This window comes from Polaromonas sp. P1_F1, from assembly GCF_056405795.1.
Map to the genome: position 1 here is coordinate 650,632 of NZ_JBFUBJ010000001.1, position 15,909 is coordinate 666,540.

Consider the following 15,909-nt stretch of genomic DNA (forward strand, 5'->3'; position numbering starts at 1 on the left):
GCCCGTTTACCTAAGCTTCAAGGTGGAAAGGCCGATGAGGCACAGCAGCATGGTGATGATCCAGAAACGCACAACCACCTGCGTTTCTTTCCAGCCGCTCTTTTCAAAGTGATGGTGGAGCGGCGCCATCTTGAGGATGCGGCGGCCTTCGCCGTAGCGTTTCTTGGTGTACTTGAACCAGGTCACCTGCATCATCACGGAGAGGGCTTCGACGACAAAGATGCCGCCCATGATGGCCAGCACGATTTCCTGGCGCACGATGACCGCGATGGTGCCCAGCGCGGCACCCAGCGCCAGCGCGCCCACGTCGCCCATGAAGACCTGGGCCGGGTGCGTGTTGAACCAGAGAAACGCCAGGCCGGCGCCTGCCATGGCAGAACAGAAAATGAGCAGTTCGCCGGAACCCGGAATGTGCGGAAAGAAAAGGTATTTGGAATAGACCGAGCTGCCGGTCACGTAGGCGAATACACCCAGCGCGGAGCCCACCATGACCACGGGCATGATGGCGAGGCCGTCCAGCCCGTCGGTGAAATTGACGGCATTGCTGGAACCCACGATCACGAGGTAGGTCAGGATCACAAACCCGAACACACCCAGCGGGTAGCTGATTTCCTTGACAAAAGGCACGAGCAACCCGGCCTTGGGCGGCAGGTTCACGTCAAAGCCCGACTGCACCCAGCTGAAGAACAACTCCAGCACCCTCATGTTGGAGCTTTCAGAAATGCTGAACACCAGGTAGAGCGCTGCCACCAGGCCGATAATGGACTGCCAGAGGAATTTCTCGCGCGAGCGCATGCCTTCCGGGTCCTTGAGTACGACCTTGCGCCAGTCGTCTGCCCAGCCTATGGCGCCAAAGCCCAACGTGACGATGAGGACGATCCAGACGAAACGGTTGGACAAATCGAACCACAGCAACGTGGAAATTCCGATGGACAGCAGAATCAGCACACCGCCCATGGTGGGCGTGCCGCTCTTGCTCAAATGGGTCTGCATTGCGTATTCCCGGATCGGCTGCCCGATCTTCAGCGAGATCAGCCGCCGGATCACAAAGGGGCCAGCCAGCAGACCGATCAGCAGTGCTGTGAGCGCGGCCATGACTGCACGGAACGTCAGGTACTGGAACACCCTGAAAGACCCGAATTCGGGGGAGATTGACTGGAGCCACTGGGCCAGACTAAGCAGCATGGGGCTCTTCCTTCTGATGTTGTTGATGTTGTGTTTGATCTTGCGCATTGGCCGTGATGGCCTGGACCACACGTTCCATCTTCATGAAGCGCGAACCCTTGACCAGCATGCTGCCGGTGTGGGGCAGCTCGGCCAGCACGGCGGCGGCGAGTTCGTCCATGCCGCCAAAAATCTGCGCGCCGCCAAAACCGGCCGCGGCCTGCTTTGACTGCTCGCCCAATGTGAACAATTTTTCAATGCCCAGCGCGCGCGCATGGCGCCCGGCTTCATCGTGGAACTGCGGCCCCTGGTTGCCGACCTCGCCCATGTCACCCATCACCATCAGGCGCGGGCCGGGCAGTTCGGCGAGGACCTCCAGCGCGGCGCGCATGGAGTCGGGATTGGCGTTGTAGCTGTCGTCGACCAGCGTCAACACCCGGCCTGGCAGGGCGACGGCGATGGCACGGGAACGGCCCTTGACCGGCACAAAAGCCGTGAGGCCCACGGAGATGGATGCCAGGGGAACGCCCGCCGCCAGCGCGCAGGCCGCGGCAGCCAAGGCGTTCTTGACGTTGTGCCGGCCGGCGATGTGCAGAGAGAAATCGGTGTTGCCCGCCGGGGTCGTAGCCACCACCTTCCAGCAGCCGCCCTCCCATTGCGCGGTGCCTGTGATGTCGGCGGCGCCCGAGAGCGCGAAGGTCAGTGCCTTGCGCGTGCCGACCAGTTCACGCCACAGCGAGGTGTAGTCGTCGTCGGCCGGAAAGACCGCCGTGCCGCCCGCATCCAGCGACGCGAACACCGAGCCGTTTTCGCGCGCCACCGCTTCCACCGTGGCCATGAATTCGAGATGCTCACGCTGTGCGTTATTGACCAACGCGACGGTGGGCTTGGTGAGTTCGGCCAGGTAGGCGATCTCGCCGGGGTGGTTCATGCCGAGTTCGACCACACCCACTTCATGCGCGGCCGACAGTCGCAGCAGCGTGAGCGGCACGCCGATGTCATTATTGAGATTGCCTTCGGTCGCGAAGGCCTTATCGGCCTTCCAGGCGCGCAAGATGGTCGCGATCATTTGCGTGACGGTGGTTTTCCCGTTGCTGCCCGTCACCGCCACCAGCGGGAGGCGGAACTGCGAGCGCCAACCGGCGGCCAATTGACCCAGCGCCAGGCGCGTGTCGGACACCTCCAGTCCCGGCAGGCCGGCTTGTGCCAGGCCATGATGGGCAATGGCCGCGACTGCGCCCTGCGCTTTGGCTTGTGCGAGGAAATCGTGGGCGTCGAACCGCTCGCCCTTGAGCGCCACAAAGAGGTCGCCTTCCTGCAGGCTGCGCGTGTCGGTGTTGACCCGCAAAGCCTGCACGCCGCCGTCACCCACGAGGCGAGCGGCGGGTAACCAGCCCAGGGCTTGCTGCAGGCGCATCATGGCCGGCCCTCCTGCTTGGGCGAAGCCAAGGCATCGAGCGCCGCCTGCGCATGCTCGCGGTCGGAGAAAGGGAGCTTTACACCGCCCACTTCCTGAAAACTTTCGTGGCCCTTGCCGGCCAGCAGCACCACGTCGTCGGAGCCGGCGAGGCTAAGGGCGTGCGTGATGGCAGCTGCGCGGTCGGCCTGCACATGCACGGCATCGCGATGGCTCAGGCCCAGCAGCACCTGGCAGATGATGGCCAGCGGATTTTCGCTGCGCGGATTGTCGCTGGTCACCACCACCTGGTCGGCATTTTTTTCGGCTACGGCTGCCATTAGCGGTCGCTTGGTGGTGTCGCGGTCCCCACCGCAACCGAACACGCACCAGAGCTGACCATTGCGGTGTGCCGCTGCCGGTCGCAGCGCGAGCAATACCTTTTCAAGTGCGTCGGGCGTGTGGGCGTAATCGATCACCACCAGCGGCCGACCGGGCATGGCCAACGTCTCGGTGCGGCCGGGCACGGGTAGCAGGCCGGCACAGGCCTTGACCGCATCGGCCAGCGGCACACCCATGGCGCGCAGGGCCGCGAGTACACCGAGCAGGTTGGACACGTTGTACTGGCCCACCAGTCGGGCAGCCAGCGTATGGCTTTCGGCACCCTCCGTCACCTCAAAGCTCAAGGCATCAGTGCCGTGCTCGAGCTTGCGCGCCTGCAAACGCGCCGGCTCCGCACAGGACACCGTCCAGAGGTCCAGGCCGCTCCCCGCGAGCGACTCCTTCAGTTCTGCACCCTTGGCATCGTCGATATTGATGACCGCCGCCTTCAGGCCCGGCCAGCCGAACAGCGCGGCCTTGGCCTCCCAGTAGGCTTGCATGGAAGTGTGGTAGTCGAGGTGGTCCTGCGTGAAATTGGTAAAAATTGCGACCTCAATGACGGTCGCGTCCAGGCGGTGTTCGACCACGCCGATGGAGGAGGCCTCCAGCGCACAGGCGACAAAGCCCTGGTCGGCGAAGCGCCGAAGTTCCTGTTGCAGCAGCACCGGGTCGGGCGTCGTCAGGCCGTTGGAAACCATGGCACCAGGCTCACCTATGCCCAGCGTGCCAATGACGCCGCATTTGTGACCCAGCCGGCCCAGAGCCTGCGCCAGCCACCAGGCGGTGGAGGTCTTGCCGTTGGTGCCGGTCACAGCGGAAACCCGCAACTGCCGGCTCGGTTGGTCGAAGTAGACGGCGGCGATAGGCCCGGTCGCAGCCTTGAGACCGGCGTATTCGGCGATCTTTTCGTCCTGGAAACCGAAGGCGGCCGCGCCTTCCTGTTCGACCAGACAGGCAGTGGCGCCCGCATTCAACGCGCTGCCCACGAACTTGCGCCCATCGGTCGCGGTGCCGGGCCATGCGATAAAGCCGTCGCCCGGGGTCAGTCTGCGGCTGTCCGTGCACAGGCTGCCGCTCACGCGTTCGCGCAACCAGCCGGCGGCTTGTTCAGGGGTGTGGAGTTGCATGCTCAAAACGACTCCTCCACGGCCTGCGTGGTGATTTGCGGCTTGACGCTCATGTCGGGCTGCACGCCCATCATGCGCAGGGTCTGCTGCACCACCTCACTGAACACAGGCGCGGCGGCCACGCCGCCGAAGTAGTTGCCATCGCTGGGCTCGTCGATCATCACACCGACGACGATGCGGGGCGCTTCAATGGGGGCCATGCCGGTGAACCAGGCCCGGTACTTGTTGGTGGCATAACCTTTTCCAACCTGCTTGTGCGCCGTTCCCGATTTGCCGCCTACCGAATAACCCACCGTTTGCGCCAACGGACCAGTACCCCCGGGTGCGGCGGCCATTTGCAGCATCCGGCGGACGGCGTGCGCGTTCGCTGCGGAAAAGACCTGTACGCCTACCGCGGGCTCACTGCTCCTGAGCATGGTGACGGGAATGATCTGGCCGTCATGTGCGAACGCAGTGTAGGAGTGCGCCATCTGGAACAGCGAAGCCGACAGCCCGTAACCATAGGCCATGGTCGCCTGCTCGACAGGGCGCCAGGTCTTCCAGGGTCGCACACGTCCGGTGACCGCGCCTGGGAACTGGATCTGCGGCTTTTGCCCATAACCCAGAGCCATGTAGGTCTCCCACATTTCCTGCGGACTCATCTTTTGTGCGATCTTCAGCGCGCCGACGTTGCTGGATTTCTGGATGACGCCTTCCACTGTCAGCGTGCCGTAGTTGTGGGTGTCACTGATGGTGAAGCCGCCGATGCTGTAACGGCCGGGTCCGGTTTCGATGACGGTTTGCGGCTTGATGCGACCGGCCTCCAGCGCCATGGCCACCGTGATCGGCTTCATCGTGGAACCCGGCTCGAAGGTATCCGTGAGGGCCCGATTGCGCAACTGCTCGCCGGTCAGATTTTTCCGCCTGTCGGGCACGTAGCTGGGATAGTTCGCCAGTGCCAGTACCTCGCCGGTGGTGGAGTCCAGCACCACGACGCTGCCGGCCCGGGCTTTGCGCGCAATGACCGCGTCGCGCAGCTTCTGGTAGGCGAAGAACTGCACCTTGCTGTCTATGCTCAGCTGGATGTCCTTGCCTTCGACGGGCGGCATCTGTTCGCCGACATCCTCGACGACACGGCCCAGGCGGTCCTTGATCACGCGGCGCGAACCGGCCTTGCCGGCCAGGTCCTTGTTGAAGGCCAGCTCAATGCCCTCCTGGCCGCGATCCTCAACGTTGGTGAAGCCCACCACGTGGGCCACGGTTTCGCCCTCGGGATATTGACGCTTGTATTCCTTGCGCTGGTAGATGCCCTTGATGCCCATGGCATGGATTTTTTTTGCCACCGGCTCGTCGACCTGACGCTTGAGCCAGACAAAGGTCTTGTCCTCTTCGCCCAGCTTCCTGTTGAGCTCGACCAACGGCATTTCCAGCAGCACGGCCAGCTCGGCCAGTTGCGACTTGCTGGCTTCGACGTCTTCGGGAATGGCCCAGATGCTGGATGCCGGTACGCTGGATGCGAGGATCAGCCCATTGCGGTCCAGGATGCGGCCGCGGTTGGCGGGCAACTCCAGTGTGCGGGCAAAGCGCACCTCACCCTGGCGCTGGAAAAATTCATTGCCAAAAATCTGGATATAGGCCGCACGGCCCGCTAGCCCGGCAAAAGCCAACGCGATACCAGCCACGATGAATTTGCTGCGCCAGACGGGAGTCTTGCTGGCCAGCAGGGGGCTGGACGAATAAAGCACGCTGCGACTCATGGCCTGGGCCCTTCCGGTGCCGAAGCCGCCGTTACCGGAGCGTCCTTGTAGCTCACATATTGCGTGATGGCAGGTGTCACCGTGCGCATCTGCAGCTTGTCCTTCGCAAGCTTCTCGACCTTCAGCGGCGTCGCCTGGGCGCGCTTTTCCACCTGCAAACGCTCGTTGTCCATTTCGATTTTGCGGGCTTCGGCCGTCGCTTTTTCCAGCTCGACATAGAGACGTCGCGACTCGTACTGGGTGCGCACGAGGTAAAGCGCGCTGGTCAACACGGCGAGAAGCAACACGAGGTTCAGCCTGGCCATGAGATAGCCCCCACGCTTGTCGCTTCGCGTACTGCGCTGCCCCTCGAAGGGGCCGCTGCGCCTGCGGCCCGGCAAAGCCGGTTCCGCGGCCCCGGCTGGCATGAAATGCCTGTCGCCCTTTGTAGGCCCCTCACGTTTGTCGCTTCGCGTACTACGGGGTTCATGCCGCCACCCCCGTGCGTTCGGCGACGCGCATCACGGCGCTGCGCGAGCGCGGATTGCCTTCGACCTCTTCTGCGCTGGGCTTGGTGCGGCCAAGCGCCTTGAGCTGCATGGCCTTGGGTTCGGCGAAAGGCGCGCGACGGTCGAAAACCTCGCGCGAATGTGCGGCGATGAACTGCTTGACGATGCGGTCTTCGAGCGAATGAAAACTGATCACCACCAGACGGCCTCCCGGTTGGAGAACTTTCAGCGACGCAGCTAGCGCCTGTTGCAGCTCTTCAAGCTCGGCGTTGATGAAAATCCGAAGAGCCTGAAATGTGCGCGTTGCAGGGTCCTTGCCCGGCTCGCGGGTTTTGACCGCGCCAGCCACGACTTCGGCCAGCTCAGCGGTGGTTCGAAGAGGGCCCCGTTCCTGTCGGCGACGATCAATCGCCTTTGCAATCTGTTGAGCAAACCGTTCTTCGCCATATTCACGAATCACCTCCGCCATGGTTTCTATGGATGCATCCACCAGCCACTCGGCCACGCTCTGGCCACGCGTGGTGTCCATGCGCATGTCCAAAGGCCCCTCTTGCCGAAAAGAAAAACCGCGCACCGGGTTGTCGATCTGGGGTGAACTCACACCCAGATCCATCAGCACGCCGGCCGCACTGGCGACGGGCAACTGACCCAAATGCATGAAGCCCTCGTGACGGATGGAAAATCGCGAGTCGGTGATGGTGTGCGCGTCGGCAATGGCGTCGAGATCCTTGTCGAAGGCGGTAAGCCGTCCTTGGGGTGAGAGCTGCGACAGCAACAACCGCGAATGCCCGCCGCGCCCGAAGGTCGCGTCGACGTAGTGGCCGTCCGGGTTGACAAGAAGCGCCGCTATGGCTTCGTTCAACAAGACGGTGCGGTGTGTCCATGTGCCGTTCACCGTCTTCTTTCAGAACGAGAAGTCTTTGAAGACATCGGGCATCTCGCCCTTCATTTGCTCGGCCTCCTGGGCTGCGTAGGTGGCGGCGTCCCAAAGCTCAAAATAACCACCCATGCCCAGCAGCACCGTGTCTTTGCTGATGCCGGCAGCCGCGCGCAATTCGGGCGACACCAGCACACGGCCGGTGGCGTCCATGTCGACGTCCATTGCGTTGCCAAGGAAGATGCGCTTCCACCACTGCGCCTGCATCGGCAACGAAGCAATGCGGTCACGGAATTTTTCCCATTCGTTGCGGGGAAAAATCATGAGACAACCGTGCGGATGTTTGGTGATGGTGAGTTGGCCGGAAGCGGTGGCACTCAGCACGTCACGATGCCTGGTAGGCACGGAGAGCCTACCCTTGGTATCGAGAACTAACGATGAAGCGCCTTGAAACACTGCTACAAACCCTTGAAAAACACTTTTCACCACTAAATTGCACTTTTCCCCACTTTAGCAGGAAACCATTTGCAAACAAGGGATTTGAAACAAATTTTTTCAATGAAATCAAGGACTTAGGAGTATCTTCGGATCCAGGGCTTATATTAAAAAGTGTTCTAAATTAAGCACTTAGCCGATGCAATGAAAGTATTGCTTTAAGCGCCAGCAACTGGGCGCCCGCCAAAATGGAAAAAAGAGGGACTATTTCCATCCATTCAAACGCTCAGCGACCTGTTTTTGGACAGTGCAAGCATGGCATAGCTATGAAAAATATAGCAGATAACGGCCGCCGCACAACAAGATGAGCGCAGTCGCAGGAATGGCGTGCTTTTTTGAGGGGGAAGGTGCAGAAAGCACAGGGCGCCGGAAGACCTGGCGGGCCAATCCCGACTAGACGGCGAATGGCATGACAACACTACCCAAATCGGCCAGTAGAAAGGCCGCAAAGGTTAGTCGATGCGGACTGTGACCCTTGCGTGCTCAGTGATGCCGATCACATTGAAGAACGCTGCAACGAGGCGGTTGACTTCCGTGAATTGCACTGAGCGGTTTTCCTCTTCGCGGGCTGAGACCCAGTTCAGCAGCGTTCCCGCAGCCGAAAAATCCACGCGAATGAGCTTGGCACAGGAGATCAGCATCATGTCCGCACCCATCAGCTTGACTTCCAGCTTGTCCAGCACTGCTATCGCATCACCCTGGATCTGGCCCGACAGTTCGACCGACAGCACATTGCTCATCTGCGAACTCGGTGCATCCATCTGGGTGTCTCCATCAATAGCGCTGAGACTGGAGGACACGGAATCACGGTACACGTCGCCAATGATGGCCTGCCCACTCGTGACATCGCCCTGCGCATCGATCGGCTTGTATTCGCAACGTGCACTGTCCCAGGCTGGCGGGGAGACCTCGTAGGTAACGCAGAAGTCGAGTGCGGCCAATTCGAAGTCGTCGGGCCGATGCGTTACACGCAGCGCCTCCATACGCAAAAGCCACCATTGCTGGGCGGTGTCGCGGCTGCCCGAAGGGGTGGCGTTCTGCAGTACCTTCTGCAACTGGGTATCACCCATGAAACGCAGCTGAACGGGCTGAGTCGCCCACCCGCTGAAGACCTTGTACAAAGGCTCGACAGCATCAGGATCGATGGTTTTGAGATTGTTCCAGTTCAGGCGCCATGGCATGGGCGCCTTGGCGGTGGCAGCCTTGAGGGCTGCCACGGTCTGTATACCCAGCACAGAGGGACAGACCCAATCAACAGCGGGACCATTGGCATTGGTGGCAGCCTTGCCCGCCGCCGGCACGCTGAGCATTTTCACCATGTCAGGCATGGAGAACCACTGCGGTGCCGAACGGTCAAACCGCTCGACAAACTGGATGGCTGCCGTTTCAAACTTGTCCTGTTGGGCCGTGGCCCGGTACAGGTCAAACAAGGTCAGCCAGGTATCCGGGTGGCCCGCGCGTACGGCACCGGGGGCAAGAATCTCCAGCAGGCCGGCTTCGGCACCTGCATCGTCGCCATTGGCAAACCGGATAGCGGCCTCCTCCAGCTCTGCGTCATGGGCAACCACTTCCTCCACGTCCACCGCAGTGAGCTTGGAAGGAGAAAAACCGGATGAACCGCCGCCGCTGTCGTAACTGCCGCCGATACCCGCCAGGCCGCCAATGGCGGGAGGTTTGGCAGGAGGCTGGGGAGGCGGCGTAGACCGGGCTGCAGCCAGCGCAACAGACAGGGAATCGGGCTGGGTCTGGGAGGGCTCGTGAGCGGCTTCCCGGGCCGCCTGCTGCTCGGCGGCCAACCTGGCTGCGTTCAGCTGCTGCAAACCTGCCGGCGCCGTGGCCCTGTATGCAGTGGGCAAGGCATTGTCCAGCATGGGGGGCGCCTGCGTCGATGGGCTATGCAAGGGCGCGTGCACCGAGTTGTCCGGCATGCCGCCATTCTTGGTTTTCCACCACTGCATGGACATCTGCGCTTCGATCTCGTCGATCTTCTTGAGCGTGGTGGCCCTGTCGTCGGGCTTGGACGGCATGCTGCTCTGGAAGAACGAAGGCCGGCCGCCTGGGTCCTGGCCCACACCTACCATGGCTTCACGCTTGCGCATCTTGCGCAGCATGTCGAATTCGCGCTTGCGCACGAAGTCGTTTTGCCGCTTGCGCTCAATCATTTCCTTGAGCAATTGCTTGCTCATGGCTTCGTCGCGGTCTGTTTGCGCGCCGTCCAGATCGGACCAGTTCGTGGCCGGATTCCGGACGAACTTCACCATCTTGGAGAGCAAGCCTGAAGCGGTATCTTCTTTGGACATGGCAGGACGATTAAATAAACTTCAACCGGTAATCTGGGGTCAATCGCCGAACATCTTCTGTTTGAGTTCCCGGCGTTGCTGCGCTTCCAGGGACAAATTGGCCGTGGGGCGGGCGATCAGCCGGCCTACGCCGATGGGTTCGCCGGTTTCATCGCAATAACCGTAGTCGCCGGAGTCGATGCGGGCAATCGACTGTTCGATCTTCTTGAGCAGCTTGCGTTCCCGGTCACGGGTGCGCAATTCAAGGGCATGTTCTTCTTCAATCGTAGCGCGGTCCGCCGGGTCGGGCACCACAACGGTGTCTTCCCGCAGATGCTCGGTGGTTTCGCCGGCGCTGTTGTGGATGTCCTGCTTGAGCACCGACAGCTTGTGGCGAAAGAAAGCCAGCTGCTTTTCGTTCATGTACTCGGAGTCCGGCATCGCCTTGACTTCGTCGTCGGTCAGCTGCTCGGCGGATTTGGTCTTCCAGTTGTTGGCGAGCTTGGGGTCTTTTTTGGCCGCCGCCTGGGGTGGCGGCGCGATCACGCGTTCGGTCATTGTGGAGTAACTGGCTTTGGCTGCGTCAGGCGCATGGGTTGGCACCATGGGTGCGGGAGGGGGTGACTGGGTGGCTACACGGGCGGAGCTGCGCCTGCCGGGTTTCAGTGGAGGCGGGGCCATCAGCCCGGCCCTGACCGGTGCCGGGGCGGGTACCACCACGGCGGCGGGGACCGGCTTGGTGCTGCTTGCAGGTTTTACGGCCGGTTTTGCAACGGGCTTGGCAGCTGATTTTGCAACAGGCTTTGCCGCAGGTTTTGGGGGAGATTTGAGCACGGGCTTGACGGGTTTGGCGACGGCCTTTGCTTTGGGCAAGGGCTTGGCAGCGGTTTTCTTGACAGCTGCGGTGGCAGGCTTTTTCGTGGAAGCAGCCTTGACAGCCGGCTTGGCGGCTTTTTTGGCAACGGGTTTGGGTGCCGGCTTGGCTTTGGCAACAGGTTTGACCGCTTTCTTTACAGCTTTGGCGGCGGGCTTTGGCGCCGGCTTGGCTTTCGATGCAGGCTTGACGGCCGGTTTGGCAGGTGTCTTGGTCTTTTTTGCTTGGGCTTTCACAATGTGTCTCCTCTGGGAAGCAGCCCCGGAATGGCCCATGGCCCCCCGCGGCGGCTTCCTGGCCAAACCGCTGCAACGCAGTTCAACCCTACCTGTTGCCAGATTTCCTGGTTTGTCTGCCGCCTGCCAGCCTCGAAAACCTCACCTGGGTGGGTTTCAATCCGCTTTGTAGCCGATTTTGTGCCTGGCTGGCCTCCCGAATTGATTTTCCGGGTATTTTGGTCGGCGCGCGATTGTAGCGGCTGCGCAGCCTGCCGTAGCACCCTTGGAACAAATCGTTGGAGAATCGAGACAAACATGAAGCCCTCCGCCTTTTACAGGCCACAGGCGGACAGCCTACCTCAAACCAGGCATTGCTCCAGGCCCTGCAGAAAAATATCTTTGGGCAAATCGATGCCGATAAAGACCATCTTGCTGTTTTTCTTCTCACCCTCGGCCCAGGCGGGTCCAAGGTCGCTGCCCATGAGCTGGTGCACCCCCTGGAAAATCACCTTGCGGTCGGTGCCTTCCATATTCAACACGCCCTTGTAGCGCAGCATGCGCGGGCCGTAAATGTTGACGACCGCGCCCAGGAAATCCTCCAGCTTGGCGGGGCTGAAAGCCTTGTCCGACCGGAACACAAAGCTCTTGACGTCATCGTCGTGGTGGTGATGGTGGCCATGGCCCTCATGCCCGTCCTTGGCGTCGTGCGCATGTGAAGGGTGATCGCAGTGCTCCCCATGGTCATGATCGTGGTCATGCCCAGCATGGTCGTCTTCCTTGAGGAAATCGGGGTCGATGTCCAGCTTGGCATTGAGGTTGAATCCGCGCAGGTCGAACACATCCTTGATGGCGACTTCACCGAAATGCACCGCCTTCTGGGGCGCACGCGGGTTCATGTGCTTCAGGCGGTGCATCAGCGCGTCAACTTCGTCCTTGGCCACCAGGTCCGTTTTGCTGATGAATATCTGGTCGGCAAACCCGACCTGGCGGCGCGCCTCCTGGCGGTCGTTGAGCTGGGTCGCGGCATGTTTGGCGTCGACCAGGGTCAGGATCGAATCGAGCAGGTACTGCTCGGCAATTTCTTCGTCCATGAAAAACGTCTGCGCCACCGGCCCCGGGTCGGCCAGCCCGGTGGTTTCAATGACCACGCGCTCAAAGTCGAGCAGGCCCTTGCGCTTTTTGGCGGCCAGCAACTGCAGTGTTTCGCGCAGGTCTTCGCGGATCGAGCAGCAGATGCAGCCGTTGTTCATCTGGATGATGTTTTCTTCGGTGTCATTGACCAGGATTTCGTTGTCGATGTTTTCTTCACCAAACTCGTTCTCGATAACAGCGATTTTCTGGCCGTGCGCCTCGGTCAGCACGCGCTTGAGCAACGTGGTTTTGCCGGAGCCCAGGAAGCCGGTGAGGATGGTGACGGGAATCAAGCTCATGGTGTTACCTAAAAACAGGAATTGCAGGGGTAGCGCGAAGGGCGAAGCAGGTCGCAGCCACACAGGTGGGGGAGTTTAGCGGCGGGTTCAAGCCCGTCGCGCAGCCCCGGTGAATACCACCTTGGCCAGCAGTTACTTTACAGGTCGTGTCAAGCGCAGGGTCCCCAAAAACAGCGCAGGCCGGTAATTTCCTTCCTGTATTCGCTATATTTTTAATAGCTGCTTGCGCCCGTCTTTATTAACCTGCAACCACTATTTATATAAAAATCAGCCGCCCACCCGCTTCACCAGCACCAGGCCCTTCAGGTATTCGCCTTCCGGGAAGGCTACTGTCATAGGATGGTCGGGTGCGCCGCCCATGCGCTCGGAGATGAAAGCGTCCACCCCCGCATCGATACCGGCCGAGGCCACGATTTTGTGGAACAGGTCGGCGCTGACCCCGCCCGAGCAGGAATAGGTAAACAGCACGCCGCCGGGCGCCAGAATCGACAACGCCAGCCGGTTAATGTCCTTGTAGGCACGGGCGGCACGCTCGGCATGCGTCACCGTGGGCGCGAATTTGGGCGGGTCCAGCACGATGGCGTCGAACATCCGGCCTTCCTTCTGGTACTGGCGCAGCGAGGCGTTGACGTCGGCATCCAGCAAAGTGGTGCGGCTGGCGTCAAAGCCGTTCAGCGCCACATTGGCCCGGGCCCGCTCGATCGCCGGGCCGGACGAATCAATCGACGTGACGTGCCCGGCGCCGCCGGCCAGCGCGGCCACAGTGAAGCCGCCGGTATAGCAATAGCAGTTGAGCACCTGGCCGAACTGTAAACGACGCGTGTAGGCGGCAAACTTCTGCCGGCTGTCGCGCTGGTCCAGGTAAAAGCCGGTCTTATGGCCTTCGGCCACGTCCAGGCTGAGCTTCCAGTCGTGTTCGGTGATGGTGATGCCGGTTTCGCCCGAGCCGGCCAGCCAGCCGGTCACTTCGGGCAGGCCTTCCAGGGCACGTGAACTGGCGTCGGAGCGTTCGTACAGGCGCGTCAGGCCGGTCTGGGCAAGCAGGGCTTCGACAATCACACTTTTCCATTTTTCTGCGCCGCAGCTGGAAAACTGCGCCACCAGCGTGTCCGCATAGCGGTCCACCACCAGGCCCGGCAGGCCGTCGGATTCGCCGTGAATGAGCCGCCGCCCGTCGCTCTGGATGTCAAACAGCTCCCGTGCTTTCAGGGCCTGGGCGATGCGCGCTGAAAAGAAGGCCGCGTCGATGCGTTGGGCTTCGTCAAAGCTCCAGACCCGGGCCCGGATCCTGGAGGCCGGGCTGAAAGCGGCCCAGCCCAAAAATTCGCCGGCGTGGCTTTCAACCCGCACGGTCTCGCCCGCGTCACCGCCCCCCTTGGCAATGGCGCCGTCAAAAATCCAGGGATGGCGCCGCAGCAATGAGCGCTCCTTGCCGTCCCGCAGTCGAATTATTTTCATGCCGCTATTGTCGCGGCTGATAGCGTCACCCCCTCTTGGGCACGGAGTGTCCACCCTGACAAATGAGCCGGCCGACAGCGGTTTGACAGCTCGGTGTAATTTTCGTGAAAGTTTTGCGACAATCGCAGGTTAATGTTTTTGACCTCATTTTCGCGGCAATGGAAGAAACACGGGCCGCTGGCAAGCCCGGCCATGCGCACGCCCGCACCCGTCCGCACCCTATTGCTGGGGCTGGTTATCAGCCTGTTCATGGGCTCGCTGCTGGCGCTGACCAGCCTGGATGCACGATCGCGCACCATACTGGACCTGGACACCCAGACAGAACCTGTCGCACTGCAGGACTGGGGCGACTACTGGATAGACACAACCGGCCAGTTCACCCCCGAGCAGGTTGCCGCGACCCCCGACATCCCCTGGAAGCCGACACACGGCAATGCGATCTACCCGGTGACCAGCGGCCAGGCCATGTGGGTGCGCTTTAACGTGCCACCGGCGCCCGACGCAGAGCGCTGGTACCTTGAGGTTCCCTACCCGTCCATCGACCGGGCTTCGCTGTATACCCTGGACGGTATCGGCCGCTGGAACGAGCAGCGTGCCGGCGACCTGGTGGCGGTAGACAAATGGCCGGTGCCGCACCGCCATCCCCTGCTGCCCATCGCGCTGTCGGCCGAGGTACCCACCCATTACCTTTTACGCCTGGAGAACGGCCATGCGTTCAGCGCGCCGCTGCAGTTCATCAGCGAGGGGCACCTGAGCCACTCAGAGCAGCGTGTTTCCCTGATCCTGGGCATCTTCTTCGGGCTGACGGGGCTGGCGGCGCTGATCTCGGCGCTGGGCGCTATTTCACTGCGCGACACCGCGTACGGTTACTACGCCCTCTGCGTGACCCTGATGGGCCTGACGCAGGCGACCGTCACCGGCATCGCGGGGCTGCACCTGTGGCCGGCGTGGCCGGGGTGGAACGACATTTCGACATCCGTGCTGCCCATGCTGGCGGTGTCGGCCACCCTGCTGTTCATTTCCGCGGTGGTGGCCCTGCCCGAACGCTCATTGCGCCTGCACTGGCTGATGGCGGGCCAGGCCGCGCTGGGCGTGCTGGCGGCTGTGGTGCTGGCGCTGGTTCCATCTGCATCGCGCATGGGCCTGTTCATCCCCATCGTGCTGCTGCTGGAATTCAGCAGCGTGCTGGTCATGGGTTGGGCCTGGCGCCGCGGCGACCGGTTTGCGCCCTGGCTGATGCTGGCGTATGTGCCGGTGCTGGCCGCCGCTGGATGGACCATGGCCCGCAATGCCGAGCTGGTGCCCATCGGCTTTCTGACGCAGCACGGCATGCAACTGGGTGTGGCGCTGCATCTGCCCATCGCCATGCTGGTATTGATGCTGCGCAGCCAGCACCGGCGCGAAAACATCCGCCGCATCCAGGGCCTGGACCGGGTGGATCCGGCCACGGGTCTCATCAACGGCCACGTGTTTGCCGAGCGCCTGATCCGCATGATTGCGCGTTCCGAACGGCTGCGCCACCAAAGCGCGGTGATGATCATCGACCTGGTCAACTCCGAGCAGATCCAGCGCGATTTCGGGCGCAAGGCCGCCGAAGAATTGCCGCTGCATGTGGCCGAACGCCTTTTGTCCACCGCACGCGAGATCGACAGCGCAGCGCGGCTGTCGGAGCGGCGCTTCGGCATGCTGGTCGAAGGCCCCTTCAATGCCGAGGACGCCGGCACGCTCGGGCCGCGCATCGTGGCGCGCTGCCTCATGCCCTACAAAGGCCTGCACGTGGACTGCGTCGCACAGGTGCATGTCGCGTACGCCCTGGTGCCCTACCAGGGCTCGAATGCCCAGGCCCTGCTGACCCAGCTTGAAGAGCGCCTGGCAGCCGCCCCGGCCGACAGCAAGCGGGCGGTGTTCATGCTCGGGGACGTGCCGCCGGCACGGCCGGCAAGGCGCGACCGTCCCAGTCCAGCCTGAGCACCGCCTGGCACCAGT

13 protein-coding genes are annotated in these 15,909 nt (G+C 62.0%); 2 read left to right on the forward strand and 11 right to left on the reverse strand.

Going from position 1 to position 15,909, the window contains the following annotated elements; translation table 11 throughout:
- Window positions 1-6: 6 nt before the first annotated feature.
- From mraY to dksA, 9 genes are all read right to left on the reverse strand, one after another.
- Window positions 7-1,185 (reverse strand): phospho-N-acetylmuramoyl-pentapeptide-transferase, encoded by a 1,179-nt coding sequence (mraY, locus tag AC1DZE_RS03175; protein ID WP_477673511.1) that lies wholly within the window; start codon window positions 1,183-1,185, stop codon window positions 7-9.
- Window positions 1,175-2,584 carry a UDP-N-acetylmuramoyl-tripeptide--D-alanyl-D-alanine ligase gene (locus AC1DZE_RS03180; protein ID WP_477668404.1) on the reverse strand — a complete coding sequence of 470 codons (1,410 nt, stop codon included), beginning with the start codon at window positions 2,582-2,584 and terminating at the stop codon, window positions 1,175-1,177. Before AC1DZE_RS03180 ends, mraY begins: the two co-directional genes overlap by 11 nt.
- Window positions 2,581-4,068 (reverse strand): UDP-N-acetylmuramoyl-L-alanyl-D-glutamate--2,6-diaminopimelate ligase, encoded by a 1,488-nt coding sequence (locus AC1DZE_RS03185; protein ID WP_477668405.1) that lies wholly within the window; start codon window positions 4,066-4,068, stop codon window positions 2,581-2,583. Before AC1DZE_RS03185 ends, AC1DZE_RS03180 begins: the two co-directional genes overlap by 4 nt.
- Before the next feature lie 2 nt (window positions 4,069-4,070).
- On the reverse strand, window positions 4,071-5,804 hold the full coding sequence (locus tag AC1DZE_RS03190) for a peptidoglycan D,D-transpeptidase FtsI family protein (protein ID WP_477668406.1): 1,734 nt from the start codon (window positions 5,802-5,804) through the stop codon (window positions 4,071-4,073).
- Complete coding sequence (gene ftsL / locus AC1DZE_RS03195) at window positions 5,801-6,109, reverse strand: cell division protein FtsL (protein ID WP_477668920.1); 309 nt, start codon at window positions 6,107-6,109, stop codon at window positions 5,801-5,803. Before ftsL ends, AC1DZE_RS03190 begins: the two co-directional genes overlap by 4 nt.
- Window positions 6,110-6,269: 160 nt before the next feature.
- Window positions 6,270-7,187, reverse strand: coding sequence for a 16S rRNA (cytosine(1402)-N(4))-methyltransferase RsmH (gene rsmH, locus AC1DZE_RS03200; RefSeq protein ID WP_477668407.1), 918 nt, complete (start codon window positions 7,185-7,187; stop codon window positions 6,270-6,272).
- 9 nt (window positions 7,188-7,196) lie between these two features.
- Window positions 7,197-7,625: a division/cell wall cluster transcriptional repressor MraZ gene (mraZ, locus tag AC1DZE_RS03205; RefSeq protein WP_477668921.1), complete on the reverse strand. Its 429-nt coding sequence runs from the start codon at window positions 7,623-7,625 to the stop codon at window positions 7,197-7,199.
- 491 nt (window positions 7,626-8,116) lie between these two features.
- The gene (locus AC1DZE_RS03210; protein ID WP_477672961.1) at window positions 8,117-9,964 is read right to left on the reverse strand and encodes an STAS domain-containing protein; all 1,848 of its coding nucleotides are present in this window, start codon (window positions 9,962-9,964) and stop codon (window positions 8,117-8,119) included.
- Window positions 9,965-10,003: 39 nt separating this feature from the next.
- Window positions 10,004-10,777 carry an RNA polymerase-binding protein DksA gene (gene dksA / locus AC1DZE_RS03215; protein WP_477698438.1) on the reverse strand — a complete coding sequence of 258 codons (774 nt, stop codon included), beginning with the start codon at window positions 10,775-10,777 and terminating at the stop codon, window positions 10,004-10,006.
- On the opposite strand from dksA, the gene AC1DZE_RS03220 reads away from it, so the two are divergent.
- Window positions 10,680-11,225, forward strand: coding sequence for a hypothetical protein (locus AC1DZE_RS03220; RefSeq protein WP_477698439.1), 546 nt, complete (start codon window positions 10,680-10,682; stop codon window positions 11,223-11,225). The genes dksA and AC1DZE_RS03220 overlap by 98 nt on opposite strands.
- A gap of 169 nt (window positions 11,226-11,394) precedes the next feature.
- Here the strand turns inward: AC1DZE_RS03220 and AC1DZE_RS03225 are convergent, their stop codons facing one another.
- Both AC1DZE_RS03225 and AC1DZE_RS03230 read right to left on the reverse strand, forming a co-directional pair.
- Entirely contained in the window at window positions 11,395-12,465 is a 1,071-nt protein-coding gene (locus AC1DZE_RS03225) for a CobW family GTP-binding protein (protein WP_477672960.1), read from the reverse strand.
- Window positions 12,466-12,732: 267 nt separating this feature from the next.
- On the reverse strand, window positions 12,733-13,923 hold the full coding sequence (locus tag AC1DZE_RS03230; protein WP_477672959.1) for a class I SAM-dependent rRNA methyltransferase: 1,191 nt from the start codon (window positions 13,921-13,923) through the stop codon (window positions 12,733-12,735).
- 132 nt (window positions 13,924-14,055) lie between these two features.
- On the opposite strand from AC1DZE_RS03230, the gene AC1DZE_RS03235 reads away from it, so the two are divergent.
- A complete protein-coding gene (locus AC1DZE_RS03235) occupies window positions 14,056-15,891 on the forward strand; it encodes a sensor domain-containing diguanylate cyclase (protein WP_477699768.1) in 1,836 nt (611 codons plus the stop codon).
- Window positions 15,892-15,909 lie beyond the last annotated feature (18 nt).

Bases quoted from the DNA above. Each gene is read 5' to 3' on its own strand.
- ftsL (WP_477668920.1), bottom strand. From the start codon at position 6,109: ATGGCCAGGCTGAACCTCGTGTTGCTTCTCGCCGTGTTGACCAGCGCG.
- AC1DZE_RS03210 (WP_477672961.1), bottom strand. From the start codon at position 9,964: ATGTCCAAAGAAGATACCGCTTCAGGCTTGCTCTCCAAGATGGTGAAG.
- AC1DZE_RS03190 (WP_477668406.1), bottom strand. From the start codon at position 5,804: ATGAGTCGCAGCGTGCTTTATTCGTCCAGCCCCCTGCTGGCCAGCAAG.
- AC1DZE_RS03185 (WP_477668405.1), bottom strand. From the start codon at position 4,068: ATGCAACTCCACACCCCTGAACAAGCCGCCGGCTGGTTGCGCGAACGC.
- AC1DZE_RS03230 (WP_477672959.1), bottom strand. From the start codon at position 13,923: ATGAAAATAATTCGACTGCGGGACGGCAAGGAGCGCTCATTGCTGCGG.
- AC1DZE_RS03235 (WP_477699768.1), top strand. From the start codon at position 14,056: ATGTTTTTGACCTCATTTTCGCGGCAATGGAAGAAACACGGGCCGCTG.
- mraY (WP_477673511.1), bottom strand. From the start codon at position 1,185: ATGCTGCTTAGTCTGGCCCAGTGGCTCCAGTCAATCTCCCCCGAATTC.
- AC1DZE_RS03225 (WP_477672960.1), bottom strand. From the start codon at position 12,465: ATGAGCTTGATTCCCGTCACCATCCTCACCGGCTTCCTGGGCTCCGGC.
- AC1DZE_RS03180 (WP_477668404.1), bottom strand. From the start codon at position 2,584: ATGATGCGCCTGCAGCAAGCCCTGGGCTGGTTACCCGCCGCTCGCCTC.